This is a genomic window from Salinimicrobium sp. TIG7-5_MAKvit, from assembly GCF_049569215.1.
Classification (GTDB): domain Bacteria; phylum Bacteroidota; class Bacteroidia; order Flavobacteriales; family Flavobacteriaceae; genus Salinimicrobium; species Salinimicrobium profundisediminis.
Genome location: NZ_CP145903.1, coordinates 2,076,358 through 2,090,943, shown reverse-complemented (window position 1 = coordinate 2,090,943; position 14,586 = coordinate 2,076,358). Strand labels below are relative to the sequence as shown.

General features: G+C 42.0%; 13 protein-coding genes. 10 read left to right on the top strand and 3 right to left on the bottom strand.

Annotated features, from left to right (window positions below; all coding sequences use genetic code 11):
• Nucleotides 1-15: 15 nt before the first annotated feature.
• Nucleotides 16-1,236, bottom strand: a complete 1,221-nt coding sequence (locus V5739_RS09400) for a metallophosphoesterase (RefSeq protein ID WP_423817949.1) — start codon at nucleotides 1,234-1,236, stop codon at nucleotides 16-18.
• A gap of 342 nt (nucleotides 1,237-1,578) precedes the next feature.
• Between V5739_RS09400 and V5739_RS09395 the strand changes: the two genes are divergently transcribed.
• The 3 genes from V5739_RS09395 to polA all read left to right on the top strand — a co-directional run bounded on the left by V5739_RS09395 (nucleotide 1,579) and on the right by polA (nucleotide 6,176).
• The gene (locus tag V5739_RS09395; RefSeq protein ID WP_423817948.1) at nucleotides 1,579-1,803 is read left to right on the top strand and encodes a hypothetical protein; all 225 of its coding nucleotides are present in this window, start codon (nucleotides 1,579-1,581) and stop codon (nucleotides 1,801-1,803) included.
• 15 nt (nucleotides 1,804-1,818) lie between these two features.
• Nucleotides 1,819-3,129: a sugar MFS transporter gene (locus tag V5739_RS09390; protein ID WP_266067994.1), complete on the top strand. Its 1,311-nt coding sequence runs from the start codon at nucleotides 1,819-1,821 to the stop codon at nucleotides 3,127-3,129.
• Nucleotides 3,130-3,350: 221 nt separating this feature from the next.
• On the top strand, nucleotides 3,351-6,176 hold the full coding sequence (gene polA / locus V5739_RS09385; protein WP_423817947.1) for a DNA polymerase I: 2,826 nt from the start codon (nucleotides 3,351-3,353) through the stop codon (nucleotides 6,174-6,176).
• 140 nt (nucleotides 6,177-6,316) lie between these two features.
• Here polA and V5739_RS09380 read toward each other — a convergent pair whose 3' ends face one another.
• The gene (locus V5739_RS09380; protein WP_423817946.1) at nucleotides 6,317-6,922 is read right to left on the bottom strand and encodes a lipocalin family protein; all 606 of its coding nucleotides are present in this window, start codon (nucleotides 6,920-6,922) and stop codon (nucleotides 6,317-6,319) included.
• A gap of 389 nt (nucleotides 6,923-7,311) precedes the next feature.
• Between V5739_RS09380 and rplM the strand changes: the two genes are divergently transcribed.
• The 4 genes from rplM to tsf all read left to right on the top strand — a co-directional run bounded on the left by rplM (nucleotide 7,312) and on the right by tsf (nucleotide 10,152).
• Nucleotides 7,312-7,767: a 50S ribosomal protein L13 gene (rplM, locus tag V5739_RS09375; protein ID WP_266067999.1), complete on the top strand. Its 456-nt coding sequence runs from the start codon at nucleotides 7,312-7,314 to the stop codon at nucleotides 7,765-7,767.
• Entirely contained in the window at nucleotides 7,767-8,153 is a 387-nt protein-coding gene (gene rpsI / locus V5739_RS09370) for a 30S ribosomal protein S9 (protein ID WP_029035773.1), read from the top strand. Before rplM ends, rpsI begins: the two co-directional genes overlap by 1 nt.
• Nucleotides 8,154-8,335: 182 nt before the next feature.
• Nucleotides 8,336-9,235, top strand: a complete 900-nt coding sequence (gene rpsB / locus V5739_RS09365; RefSeq protein ID WP_266068000.1) for a 30S ribosomal protein S2 — start codon at nucleotides 8,336-8,338, stop codon at nucleotides 9,233-9,235.
• A 92-nt stretch (nucleotides 9,236-9,327) separates the two neighbouring features.
• Nucleotides 9,328-10,152 (top strand): translation elongation factor Ts, encoded by an 825-nt coding sequence (gene tsf / locus V5739_RS09360; RefSeq protein ID WP_266068001.1) that lies wholly within the window; start codon nucleotides 9,328-9,330, stop codon nucleotides 10,150-10,152.
• Nucleotides 10,153-10,224: 72 nt separating this feature from the next.
• On the opposite strand, the gene V5739_RS09355 is transcribed toward tsf, so the two are convergent.
• Nucleotides 10,225-10,590: a hypothetical protein gene (locus tag V5739_RS09355; protein WP_423817945.1), complete on the bottom strand. Its 366-nt coding sequence runs from the start codon at nucleotides 10,588-10,590 to the stop codon at nucleotides 10,225-10,227.
• Nucleotides 10,591-10,735: 145 nt separating this feature from the next.
• Between V5739_RS09355 and pyrH the strand changes: the two genes are divergently transcribed.
• The 3 genes from pyrH (at nucleotide 10,736) to V5739_RS09340 (ending at nucleotide 14,585) form a co-directional block, all read left to right on the top strand.
• Entirely contained in the window at nucleotides 10,736-11,443 is a 708-nt protein-coding gene (gene pyrH, locus V5739_RS09350; RefSeq protein ID WP_266068003.1) for a UMP kinase, read from the top strand.
• Nucleotides 11,444-11,485: 42 nt separating this feature from the next.
• Nucleotides 11,486-12,040: a ribosome recycling factor gene (gene frr, locus V5739_RS09345; protein ID WP_266068004.1), complete on the top strand. Its 555-nt coding sequence runs from the start codon at nucleotides 11,486-11,488 to the stop codon at nucleotides 12,038-12,040.
• A gap of 124 nt (nucleotides 12,041-12,164) precedes the next feature.
• Nucleotides 12,165-14,585: an efflux RND transporter permease subunit gene (locus tag V5739_RS09340; protein WP_423817944.1), complete on the top strand. Its 2,421-nt coding sequence runs from the start codon at nucleotides 12,165-12,167 to the stop codon at nucleotides 14,583-14,585.
• Nucleotide 14,586 lies beyond the last annotated feature (1 nt).

Genomic DNA, 14,586 nt, shown 5'->3' with positions numbered 1-14,586 from the left:
AGTCAAAAGTTTGTTTTATGCGGGTTTTGGCCCCTTCCGAAGTTCAATTACTGAAACTTCAGGCCAAATACCTACCCTTCCGGGGTAAGCTAAAAATCCGAAGCCACGGTTCACGTTAAGAAAACGTCCGGCTTCATTATAGATACCCGCCCAGTGTTCATACCTGTACTGTGCCGGGCTCCATTTAAACCAGCCGGGAATTTCTATTCCAAACTGCATTCCGTGGGTATGTCCGCTTAACGTAAGATGAAATTTCTTTTGATCTTTCTTCACCTTTTCCTGCCAGTGAGAAGGGTCGTGCGACAGGAGGATCTTGAATTCGTCTCCCGAAAGTTCCCTGGCTGCTTTTTCAAGATCGCCCACCTGTTTAAAACCGGCACCCCAGTTCTCTACTCCCACAATTGCAATAGCATCACTGCCACGGGTAATTTTCTTGTGTTCATCAAGCAAAAGGTTCCAGCCCATCTCCCGATGCACTCCTTTAAGAGCCTCCAAATTTGCCTTTTTTGCAGTGGCAGATTCCCAGTTCACATAATCACCATAATCGTGATTTCCCAGTACCGAGAAAACACCATCGGGTGCAGAGATGGTGGAAAAAACTTCCTTCCACGGGTCCATTTCAGATGCTGTATTGTTCACCAGGTCTCCCGTAAACATCACGGCATCGCTCTTTTGCTCATTAATTAAATCTATGCCGTAGCGGATCTTTTCAGGATTGTCAAAACTTCCGGAGTGAATGTCGCTTATCTGGGTGATCCTGTAGCCGTCAAATGCTTCAGGCAGGTCGTCAAAATGTAAAACGTACTTTAAGACTTTATAGTTGTATCGCCCCTGGTACATTCCGTAGAGCAGCGAAGCGAAAGGAATGGCTGCAATCCCCATGGCTATCTGGCTCACAAACTTACGCCGAGACGGCAATGAATAATCTGCATTTGAATGTGCCAGTTTTTGAAAGCCACTCACCACCAACCTCACCAGATCTTCGCCAAATAAAAGCACAAAAAGGATAAGTTTAGGCACAAAAAAAGCGAGAAAGAACCCAATCGCATAACTACGCGCCCCGGTAAGCCCCTGTTTTTCGGGCACATTGAACTGGTACAGCAAATATCCCAAAACCCCCAGGGAAAGGGCGAGATAGATAAGGTAGATCCAGGAATGGCGGGTAACGGTTTTAAAAGCCTGATATGCGTATATATCGAGAATGACGTAAATAATTACAAAAATGATCCAGCGCATGTAAAAATTTTTAAGCTGCAAAGGTACTGCGAAAGCCCTGCCAAAAGTTGCGGCCTGCCAAATCTTTCATTTATAGCACAATTAATATTTTGCATAAGTAAGTACTTCAGCAGTTTTAAAATGTAATGATCTGGTACAAAATTTCTGTGGAAGAGAATTGCATCGGCCTAACTTCAGCAAAAATATATGTTCCGAGCTTGTAAAATGGTCTTAACCAGACCGATAAATTTTCAGCTTAAAACCTGAGCATTCTCATACAGGCGCAGCTTTACAGGCACCCAATTTCTGGATCAGTTTTCATACATTTACGGCAGATTTTTCTTTAACTGTGCTTTAGCTAATTTGAAAACACATCATTTTATAAAGAACACCTCACGTGGTGCAACCAAAGCAACTACAGTTTCTTTTTATATTGATTGCGCTAACCTGTCAAAAATGGCATTTTGTCAACGTCTTTACAACACCCCCACCGGGGAATATCTTTTTCGGCCCTTGCTGCTACAACGTTTTCTGGCGCTAAGAGAAGTGTGGCAAAAAAAGGCAACTACAAGCAAACATCCCTACTAAACCCTACATTTAAAAATGGAACAAAAAAAATCCTATCGTACCGCATTTATCTTTCTTACTGTCCTCTTCTTTTTATGGGGCTTTATTACCGTGCTGGTTGACTCGCTAATCCCCAGGTTACGAGAAGTCTTTACGCTTTCTTACTTCCAGGCAGGGATGGTTCAATTTGCCTTTTTTGGCGCCTATTTCTTATTGTCAATTCCGGCGGGCTGGCTGCTCTCCAAAATAGGATATAAAAAAGGGATTGTATTGGGGCTTTTCACCATGGCCACAGGATGCCTCCTGTTTTGGCCTGCGGCATCTTACCGCGTGTTTGGAGTATTTATGCTTGGTTATTTTATACTGGCGGGTGGTATCACCATCCTACAGGTGGCAGCCAACCCATACGTAACTATACTGGGCCCGGCAAAGACTGCATCCAGCCGTCTTAACCTTTCGCAGGCTTTTAATTCCCTGGGAACTGCTATCGCGCCGGCTTTGGGAGCTCTCTTGATTTTAAGCGACAAGGTGATGACCAAAGAAGAGATCGCTTACATGACCGAAGCTGAACAGGTAAAATACTATGCTTCGGAAGCTGCAGCCGTACAAACGCCTTTCGTGGGAATTGCAATTTTTATCATCCTTATCGCCCTGGTATTCCTTTTTGTAAACCTTCCGAAGGTAACAGATACCGAAGCTTCTAATGATTATGGCGTAGTTCTTAAAGACCGAAATCTTATTATGGGAGCTTTTGGATTGTTCTTCTACGTGGGTGCCGAAGTAGCGATAGGTTCATATATGGTCAATTATTTCCTGACTCTTAACCTGCCCGACGTGATTCGGGAAACGCCATTTATGCGAACCCTTGCCGAATGGATCCTGTCTTCGGGCGTTACCACGTCTACAGATATGGCCGTAGTGGGTGTTTTTGTTACCTTCTATTGGACCGGCGCCATGATTGGTCGCTTTATTGGTTCCTATCTCACTAAAATTCTTAATCCGGCAATGGTGTTGAGCACCTTTGCTGTCTGTGCTATTGGGTTGGTATTCATTTCAAATATTACCACGGGGCTAGTAGCCATGTGGACGCTTATCGCGGTAGGGCTGTTCAATTCTATCATGTTTCCCACCATTTTTAGTCTTGCACTTGACGGGCTTGGCGACAACAAACCACAGGGCTCGGGTGTATTGTGTACCATGATTGTGGGTGGTGCCATTATTCCTCCTGCTTTTGGATACCTTACAGATTCCTTCGGATTTAATCTTGCCCTTATCCTGGTAATGTTATGTTACGGATACATCTTTTTCTACGGATTTAGAAACAGGAACAGAGAATTATCCGTGTAAAAGTCAGGTTACTCCTGAAGTTTATAGATAAAAAAGCGTTGTGCCGGTATGTTTTTCAGAAAAAGCATACCGGCATACTTTTTTGAGGGCGCAGGGTTATTGGCTTTAAACTTACAATTCACTACTATTGGATTAACACTGAATACATAAACCTCACTCCTGCAAAGACCACCTTAATACTCATTTAAGTTTCGTAAATTTATCCTCTTAAAATTTAATTCATGCCCGAACAAAAACGCCTATTCCTTCTCGATGCTTACGCCCTGATTTTTAGGGGATATTACGCTTTTATCAACAATCCCATTGTGAACTCCAAGGGTCTTGACACCTCGGCAATTATGGGGTTTATGAATTCCCTGTTTGATGTAATAAGACGGGAACAGCCCGATCATTTGGCCGTGTGTTTTGACAAGGAAGGAAGTGTTGCCCGCACCGAATTGTTTGAGGCTTACAAGGCGCACCGCGATGCCACGCCCGAACCTATTTTAAAAGCTATTCCTTACATCCAGGAGATATTAACAGCCATGCACATTCCCGTGGTGGTGCTGCCCGGCTGTGAGGCCGATGATATTATTGGCACCCTGGCAAAACAGGCAGAAAAAGAAGGCTATAAAGTCTTCATGGTAACGCCCGATAAAGATTTTGCGCAACTTGTTTCTGAAAACATCTTTATGTACCGCCCGGCCCGCATGGGTAACGGCATTGAAATTTGGGGAATCCCCGAAGTACAAAAGAAATTTGCTGTAGAACGCCCCGAGCAGGTGATAGATTTCCTCGGAATGATGGGCGATGCAGTAGATAATATTCCGGGACTACCGGGAGTGGGTGAAAAAACTGCCAAGAAATTCCTGAAAGAGTTTGGCAGCATGGAAAACCTGCTGGCAAATACCGACAAGCTCAAAGGAAAGATGCGAGAAAAAGTGGAGGCCCATGCCGAACAGGGTATGATGTCTAAACAATTGGCCGCCATTATGACCGACTGTGATGTGAAATTTCACGCTGAAGATTATGAACTTTCTATACCCGATGCCGAAAAGGTGCAGGAGATCTTTGAAGAACTGGAGTTCAGGCGTCTAAAAGAGCAATTTTTGAAGTTGTTTTCGGGAGAAGAAACAGCCAGGCCTACCCAGGTAACCAGCACAGCTACCGCAAAAGCCCAGGAACGGGAAGCAGGAGCCGGACAATTTTCCCTTTTTGGCACCGAAGCAGCCGAAAGCGTGGAGAAATTTTCAGGACGAAAGACCATTAAAGATGTACCTCATGTTTATCAAAGCGTAAATTCCGGTTTTGCAATGGAGCTTTTCCTTCAGAATTTAATGAAGCAAAAATGCGTTTGTTTTGAGTTCACCACCACCGGAACGAACCCTCTTTCCGCAGAAATTATTGGTGTTGCATTTTCATGGGAAGCCGGAAAAGGATTTTATCTTCCGGTACCCGAAGATTGGGCCGAAGCACAGGAAGTCATGGAAAAACTCCGTCCTTTCTTTGAAGCTGAAGACATTGAGAAAGTAGGGCAAAACTTAAAACACGATATTAAAGTACTGGCCAAATACAACATCAGGTTCAAAGGGCCGCTGTTTGATACCATGATCGCGCATTACCTTATCAACCCCGATATGCGCCACAGCCTGGATGTACTTGCTGAAACCTACTTAAATTATTCTCCCGTTTTTGTGGAAGAATTGCTGGGAAAAGGAAAGAACCAAAAATCTATGCGCGATATTTCGCTGGAACAGCAAACCGAATTTAGTGCTGAAGATGCCGATGTGATCCTTCAGCTGAAGCAGCATTTTACACCTGAATTAAAGGAGGCCAATACTGAAAAACTTTTCAATGAGATTGAGATTCCGCTGGTACGGGTGCTGGCCGATATGGAGCTGGAAGGGATAAAACTGGATAAAGACTTTTTGGCGAGTCTTTCCGAAGCATTAGATAAAGATATAAAGCAGCTCGAAAATGCCATTTTTGAGACCGCAGGAGAAGAGTTTAATATAGGCTCCCCAAAACAGCTCGGTATCATTTTATTTGAAAAACTGAAACTGGTAGAGAAACCAAAAAAGACAAAATCGGGACAATATTCTACGGGCGAAGAAATTCTATCGGCCCTGGCGCCGCAGCATGCAATAGTGCGACAGGTACTCGACTACCGCGGACTCGTAAAACTCAAGAACACTTATATTGATGCCCTACCCCTGCAGGTAAATGAGAATACGGGCAGAGTGCATACAGATTACATGCAAACGGTCGCGGCTACCGGAAGATTGAGCTCAACAAACCCCAACCTTCAAAATATCCCAATCCGTACCGAGAGGGGACGACAGGTGCGACAGGCCTTTGTTCCAAGAGATGAAGACCATATTTTACTGGCGGCAGATTATTCCCAGATAGAACTGAGAATTATCGCAGCTTTGAGTCAGGAAGATAATATGATCTCTGCATTTCAACAGAATCAGGATATTCACGCTTCTACTGCTGCAAAAGTCTTTAATGTACCTATAGAAGAGGTGACCCGGGAGCAACGTAGCAATGCAAAAACTGTGAACTTCGGAATTGTGTACGGAGTTTCGGCTTTTGGATTAAGCAATCAAACCGAACTTTCAAGAGGAGAAGCAAAAGAACTTATAGACACTTATTATAAGACCTATCCAAAGCTTCGGAATTTTATTAGTGAACAGGTAGAATTTGCCCGCGAACATGGGTATGTGCAAACAGTGCTTGGCAGAAGAAGGTATTTGCGGGATATTAATTCCCGTAACCAGATGGTGCGGAGTGCAGCCGAAAGGAATGCTGTAAACGCCCCTATACAGGGAAGCGCCGCCGATATCATTAAGCTAGCCATGATCAATATCCACGAAAAGCTACAGGAGGGCAATTACCGGACAAAAATGTTGCTACAGGTTCATGATGAACTTGTTTTTGATGTGTACCGTCCCGAATTGCAGGACATTGAAAAAATGGTGAAACATGAAATGGAGAACGCCTTTAAAATGGAAGTACCCCTGGAAGTAGAGCTTGGCCTGGGAGAAAACTGGCTGGAAGCACATTAATGCAAGGATTAAGGGATAAGGGCTAAGAGATAGATATTTTATATAAACTTAATATTCCTTATACACTATTCCTTATACCTTAAAAAAGAATCCCCAAAAATGACATTTTTGGGGATTCTTTTTTGGGGGCAAAAATTACTTTATTCAGCTCTTTGATATACCATATCAATTTGCTTAATATCAGAAGCTACAGTGTTTCCCGGATCTTTGGCTACATAAACAGCCGAATCGGTCTCTGCTTCAGTCAGTGTAACTTTTAAATATTCTTTCCCATTTTCACTGAAGCGGGAAACGGTTTTAGACTGGGTATATTCCACACCATTCACTGTAAAAGTAACGGTAAGGTCATTCCCACTTATTTGATATGTCGCAGCATACTGGCCTGTGGTAGCACAGGTAAATTTCCCAGAAGTACCGTCAAAAAATAGTCTGGCCTGTTCGGTCAAAACATCACCATCGGTTTCAAAAACAAAAAACATATTGTCAAAACAATCGGTTTCTTTAAGGAGATCATAAGTAGAATTCCCATCCAGGTCAAAATCTACAGTCTTTCCTTCTCCAACAGAGGTCATGGAATACATGTTCCAGGTGCCGGCCAAATCATTCATAGTAAGATTTTGGGTGGGCACAGTAGAGGTTGTGGCATTAAGGGATAGCGCATCATCATTCACACTATCTGCAGAACAGGAAATTAGCATACTTAGTCCTACTCCGCCAATCATCATTCTTTGTAACAATTTTTTCATTTCTTATCCTTTTCTTTTTCATTATAACAGGGTGCAAAGATAAATGCAGTTAATCTTTTTTAATAATTTTTTAACACAAAATAATCCGTTAATCGGTGATTATGTGCTTTTCAACGACTAAACCCTTCAGGCAAGCAGCCAGAGGAAGGGAAAATTCATTCAAAAAAAGTTTCTGAAAGCAGAAGGTGGGGGCAGTTGGTTTCACTAATTCCATTATGAAGAGAAAAAAGGCTCTTATTATATAAAAGTAAATACTCCTGAAAATCAGTTTATTTAAACCTTTTAAATTAATGAAAGTGCCATTTGTAATATAAATTTATAGTTGTACATTTGCACCCCTGTTTTATGCAGGGAATGGAATGTTTAATTATTAAGTAAATTTAATTAGTGTGGACACATTAAGCTACAAAACGGTTTCTGCCAACAAAGCCACTGTAAACAAGGAGTGGGTTGTTGTAGACGCTGAAGGACAGGCCCTGGGCCGCCTTTCTTCTGTAGTAGCAAAGCTACTAAGAGGAAAGTACAAAGCTAATTTTACCCCACACGTTGATTGCGGTGATAACGTAGTTGTTATCAATGCCGAGAAGATCAACTTAACAGGAAAGAAATGGGACTCTAAAGAGTACATTCGCCACACCGGCTATCCTGGGGGTCAAAGAAGTTTAACTGCAACGGAATTATTCACAAAAGGTCCTGAGAGACTTGTGGAAAATGCAGTAAAAGGAATGTTACCAAAGAACAAACTTGGAGCAGATCTTTTCCGTAACCTAAGAGTTTTTGCAGGATCTGAGCATGACGTTCAGGCGCAAAAACCAAAAACTATTAACTTAAACGATCTTAAGTAATGGAAGTTATTCACAAAATTGGCCGTAGAAAAACGGCTGTTGCACGTGTGTACGTTTCTACAGGAAGCGGGAACATCACTGTAAACAAAAAAGACGTTAAGGATTACTTCTCTACAAGCACGCTTCAGTACAAGGTAAGACAGCCTCTTAACATGACCGGAAACAACGAAAGCTTTGACATCAAAGTAAATGTTTACGGTGGTGGGATCACAGGACAGGCCGAAGCTATTCGCCTTGCCCTTTCAAGAGCTATGGTAGAGTTAGACGCCGAGAACAGAAGCACTCTTAAGCCAGAAGGATTACTTACAAGAGACCCAAGAATGGTTGAACGTAAGAAATTTGGTCAGAAGAAAGCTCGTAAGAAATTCCAGTTCTCTAAACGTTAATATTATCTGGTGTTTAAAGACACTAAAAGTTCATTTAAATCATTAGATTTTTGTTGTTACTCCGGAATCACACTAAGCTTGTCGAAGTGCCGGTGGTTAGTTTAGCATCTAAACGGTCAGGGCCTGATATTGTATCGCCACCTGGTTGTTGCTATCTCAACAGAACGTAAACTATTACAAAAATGGCAAACAAAGTAGAAGTAAAAGAATTACTTGATGCAGGTGTACATTTTGGACACCTCACAAGAAGATGGAACCCAAACATGGCGCCTTACATATACATGGAGCGCAATGGGATTCACATCATCAACCTATACAAAAGTGCTGCTAAAATGCAGGAAGCCGGTGAGGCTCTTAGCAAAATTGCAGCCAGCGGTAGAAAAATACTCTTCGTAGCTACCAAGAAACAAGCAAAAGAAATTGTTGCTGAACAAGCAGAAAGAGCTAACATGCCTTACATCACCGAAAGATGGCCTGGTGGTATGTTGACCAACTTCGTTACTATTCGTAAAGCTGTTAAGAAAATGGCTTCTATCGACAGAATGAAGAAAGACGGTACTTTCAACACACTTTCTAAGAAAGAACGCTTACAAGTAGATCGTTTAAGAGCTAAGTTAGATAAAAACTTAGGTTCTATTGCCGATATGAGCCGCCTTCCAGGAGCTCTATTCGTAGTAGACATCACTCGTGAACACATCGCGGTTAAAGAAGCTCAAAAATTAAACATTCCAATTTTTGCAATGGTTGACACTAATTCAGATCCAAGAGATGTGGATTATGTTATCCCTGCAAACGATGATGCTTCCAAATCAATTAGCAAAGTAGTTTCTTACGTGGCCGACTCTATCGTAGAAGGCCTTTCTGAAAGAAAAGCTTCAGGAAAAGAAGGTAAAGAAGAAGATTCTGCAGAAGACAAACCTGCAAAAAAAGCTCCTAAGGCAAGAAAGCCAAGAGTAGAAGCTGAAGTTCCGTCTACAGATCCACAGGATAAAAAAGACATGAAAGAAGCTCAGCAGGATGTAAAGCTGGAGTCTAAAAAAGAGACTTTAGCTAATGCAAGCTCTAACGACGAAGAAGAATAGAAGTTAATAATATTGATCTGTAAGTCGTTTGGTTGCATTCATTTGAATTTAACTAAACGACTTATTTTTTTTAATAAAATACATTTAAGACTATGGCTAATATAACCGCCGCAGAAGTAAATAAATTGAGAAAAGCAACCGGTGCCGGTATGATGGACTGTAAAAAGGCATTGGTTGAAGCCGAAGGAGATTACGAAAAAGCTATTGAAGTACTTCGTAAGAAAGGCCAAAAAGTTGCTGCCAATCGTGCCGACAGAGAATCTTCTGAAGGAGCCGTGATTGCTACAGTGAATGAAGGCAACACCAGAGGTGTGATCGTTTCCCTTAACTGTGAGACAGATTTCGTTGCTAAGAATGAATCTTTCATTCAACTTGCTCAAGACTTCGCTGATCTTGCTTTGAACGTAAATTCAAAAGAAGAACTACTTGCAAAAGATTACAAAGGTATTACTGTACAGGAGAAATTAACTGAACAAACCGGTGTTATTGGTGAGAAAATCGAGATTGGTGACTTCAGGACTCTTGAAGCTCCTTTCGTAGGTTCTTACATCCATGCAGGTAACAAGATTGCTGTTTTGACAGGACTTTCTGAACAAACAGAAAACGCTGACGAAATTGCCAAGAACGTTTCTATGCAGGCAGCTGCCATGAACCCTGTTGCTCTTAATGAAGAAGGTGTTGACCAGTCTGTAATCGAGAAAGAAATAGAGATCGCTAAAGATCAACTAAGGCAGGAAGGTAAGCCAGAAGGTATGCTTGACAATATCGCTAAAGGTAAGATCAAGCGTTTCTTTAAAGACAACACTCTTGTAAACCAGGATTTCATCAAAGACAGTAAAATGTCTGTTGCTGAATATGTAAAGTCTGAAAATGCCAATCTTTCTGTAGTTGCTTTTGAAAGAGTTGCTTTAGGATAAGCATAAACTTTTTATACAATAAAAAACCCGCTTCCAAAAAGGAGCGGGTTTTTTGCCTTTTTTGAGACCCCATTATTGTCGTTCAAAGATCATAAAAGCACCTTCAACCTCAGGATTGGTGGTGTAAAAATTCCCTATCTGGAACCTTGCGGGATCAAGTTTCTTAAAGAAGAATCTATGCATATCTTCCTGTCCGGTTTTACTCAAATGAATTGAATCCCCTTTAATTTCATAAGAGAAATTCTCTTCATTGCCCTCTCCATCTATTTTTACCATTTTATTTTCCGAAGAAAACAAAAGTGTGGTACGTTCATATACAGGTTGCACTTCAATCCATGTGCCCGGCAGGGTTCCTTCAATAGCATCATTCTTATCACAGGAAAATCCTAAAAAGATACTCAAGACCAGTAAAGCCTTTAAAACAACTATTTTCTTCATTTTGAAATTTAATTTGAAGTAATTATTTCTTCATGGTTAAAAATAGGAAAATCATCTTCCCTGCCGGCACGTGCCAATAATCTTTTTTATCGCTATATCACATTAATAAATTCCTTAGTTTTGCACAACCCATCAAATCACGTAGATGCATTACAAAAGAATTTTATTAAAACTTTCGGGCGAGGCTCTCATGGGAACCCGCCAATACGGAATCGACCCAATACGTTTAGCCGAATATGCCAAAGAAATAAAAGCAGTGACTAACAGGGGAGTTGAAGTAGCTATAGTCATTGGAGGTGGTAATATCTTTAGAGGAGTGGCAGGTGCGAGCCGTGGAATGGATCGCGTAACCGGAGACCACATGGGAATGCTGGCCACGGTAATCAATGGCCTGGCCCTGCAATCGGCCCTCGAAGATGCCGGTATTCAAACCAGGCTACAATCGGCCATAAAGATCAACGAAGTGGCCGAGCCATTTATCCGAAGAAAAGCTATGCGACACCTTGAGAAAGGCCGGGTAGTCATTTTTGGAGGTGGCACAGGTAATCCCTACTTCACAACAGATTCGGCAGCAGTTTTACGTGCTATCGAAATAGACGCAGACGTTATTCTAAAAGGTACACGCGTAGATGGAATCTATACAGCAGATCCTGAAATTGATAAAAAGGCAAAAAAATTTGACTTTATCAGCTTTGATGACGTACTTACAAAAGGATTAAAGGTGATGGACACTACGGCTTTCACCCTTAGCCAGGAAAACAAATTGCCAATTATCGTGTTTGACATGAACAAACCGGGCAACCTTGAAAAGGTAGTAATCGGAGAAAAAATTGGTACCAAAGTAAATTTTTAGACGAACAAGACTTATATAATTTTTAAAAATTAATTTTTAGAAATGGACGACGAGTTAGATTTTATTATCGATAGCACAAAAGAAGCAATGGATCAAGCCATTCTTCACCTTGAGAAACAATTACTCAACATTAGGGCCGGGAAAGCCACCCCGGCAATGCTTGGAAGCGTGAGAGTAGATTACTACGGAAGCCAGACCCCGCTTAACCAGGTGGCCAACGTAAACACGCCCGATGCGCGCACCCTTACCATTCAGCCATTCGAGAAGAACATGATCACTGCCATTGAAAAAGGCATTATGCAGGCAAACCTCGGATTCAACCCAATGAATAACGGAGACAGCGTGATTATTAACGTTCCCCCTTTAACAGAGGAGCGTCGTCGCGAGTTGGCAAAACAGGCCAAAGCCGAAGCTGAAGATGCAAAAATTGGAGTAAGAAACGACCGCAAAAATGCCAACCAGGACATTAAAAAGCTGGATATTTCTGAAGACCTTCAAAAAACAGGAGAAGCCGAAATCCAAAAGCTTACCGACACCTATATTGAGAAGATTGAGAAGGTGCTGGCCGTTAAAGAAAAAGAGATCATGACCGTCTAATAAGACAGTTGAACCATACCTTTCAAAAAGCGGCTTTTTAAGTCGCTTTTTTTGTCCTTTTTCGGGATCGCTACGTTGGAAAAAGTTTACATGCTTTCATACCTTTGCAAAACAAATTTTTCCCATGTCTAAAATCCTCGGCTTTGAGTTCTGGAATACTGTTGCACGCACTATTCTTCGGAACAGGATCCTCATCCTGGTATTAATTGCTGCCTGCACCGTTTTTCTCGCTTTACAGTGGAAGAACATGAGGTTTTCCTATACTGAAGCCAACCTCCTGCCCGATGATGACCCCATTAACCTCCAGTACCAGGAATTCCTGAATAAATTTGGGGAAGAAGGGAATGTTATTGTCATGGCTGTTAATGATACAGCACTATTTACCCCCAGGAATTTTACCGCCTGGAATGAACTGGCCGACAGCTTAAACAATTTTCAGGAAGTAGAGTTCACTGTAGCCTTAGGCAACTTACAAAAGCTGGAAAAATTTGAAGATCCGGGGCGTTTTGAGATGGTTCCGTTTATCAAAGAGGCCAACCCAGATGACCAGCAGGTAAAAGAATATCGGGAAAAATTGTTTCAGGATTTGCCATTTTACGAAGGTCTCGTTTACAGCAGGCATTCCAATACGGTACAAACTGCAGTATACCTTGACCAGGAAATAGTGAACACCGGCCAGCGCAAGACTTTTGTAGTAGAAGAGCTTATCCCGTTAGTAGAAAAGTTTGAAGAGGAGTATGGGTTGAATGTTTATGTATCGGGCATGCCGTATATACGCACCCTCAACTCCCAAAATATTATTGATGAAATAGGTTTGTTCATTGGCGCAGCCTTACTGGTGACTTCCCTTATCTTCTTCTTTTTCTTTAGAAGTGTGCGCGCTACCGTAATTTCAATGATTACCGTAGTTATAGGTGTAATGTGGGCTTTTGGCGTGCTGGGTCTTTTACACTATGAAATCACCGTACTTACCGCTATCATTCCGCCATTAATTATTGTAATAGGAATTCCCAACTGCATTTTCTTCATCAATAAATATCAGCAGGAGATCCAGAAACACGGCAACCAGGCAAAGTCGCTGCAGCGGGTAATTACCAAAGTGGGAAATGCCACTTTGATGACCAATCTTACCACAGCCTCGGGATTTGCTACCTTTATTCTTACTGAAAGCACCCTGCTCAAGGAATTTGGGATAGTAGCTTCAATAAACATTATAGCGATCTTTATTCTAAGTCTGCTCATTATTCCCATTATCTACAGCTACATGAATGTGCCGCGGGAAAAACACCTCAAGCACCTCAATAAAAGATGGATTGGTGGCTTTGTAAACTGGATGGAAAAAATGGTGAAGCACCACCGCATTGCCATTTTCATTATCTCCCTTATTTTACTCGTATCGAGTATTATTGGAATTTATACCATAAAAGTTTCGGGAAGCCTGCTGGAAGACATGCCCCAGGAGGCAGCATTCTTTAAGGATATCAAGTTCTTTGAAGAAGAATTTGACGGTGTAATGCCATTAGAAATTGTTATTGACACCAAGCGGGAACAGGGAGTGATGAAACTGCCAACTTTAAAGAAAATGGAGGAACTCCAGGAACTTATTGCCGAAGAAGATGAACTTTCCCCTCCCCTTTCTATAGTCAACCTGGTGAAGTATGCCAAGCAAGCGTATTACAATGGCAACCCAAAATACTACCAGCTGCCCACCTCCCAAGAAAGAACTTTTATTTTGCCTTATGCAAAGGGGCTGGATGCCAGCGGTGATAACCTGCTCACCTCTTTTGTAGACAGCACAGGCCGCTACGCCCGTATGACCAGCTTTATGAAAGATATTGGCACCCAGGAGATGGAGGAGATCGAAGAAGACCTGTGGCCAAAGATCAGGGAGATTTTTCCTGAAGATCGATTTTCGGTAGAAATGACCGGGAAGGCCTTAATATTTCAGAAAGGGACCAATTATCTTGTAAAGAATCTTGTCATCTCCTTAAGCCTGGCTATTTTTCTGATTGCTGTGATTATGGCCTGGATGTTCCGTTCGTTTAAAATGATCCTGGTTTCTCTAATTCCGAATTTACTGCCGTTGCTGGTAACTGCCGGAATGATGGGCTTTCTTGGTGTACCTATAAAACCCTCGACTATTCTTGTATTTAGTATTGCCTTTGGAATTTCGGTAGATGATACCATACATTTTCTCGCCAAGTACCGGCAGGAGCTTAAGGCGAATAACTGGAAGGTGAAAAGATCGGTTTATGCGGCACTGCGGGAGACAGGTGTAAGCATGTTCTATACCTCAATTGTGCTTTTCTTTGGCTTTTCGGTATTTATGATAAGCAGTTTTGGAGGCACTGTTGCACTTGGCGGACTGGTTTCGGCAACTCTTTTATTCGCCATGCTTTCTAACCTGTTACTGCTTCCGGCTTTACTTCTTTCACTTCAGAAGGAAATCGCTAACAAAGATGTACTGCGGGAGCCAACGATAAATATCATTCCGCAGGAAGAGGATTCCGAAGAAATTTCAGAAGAAGAGGATCCAAAAATGTGAT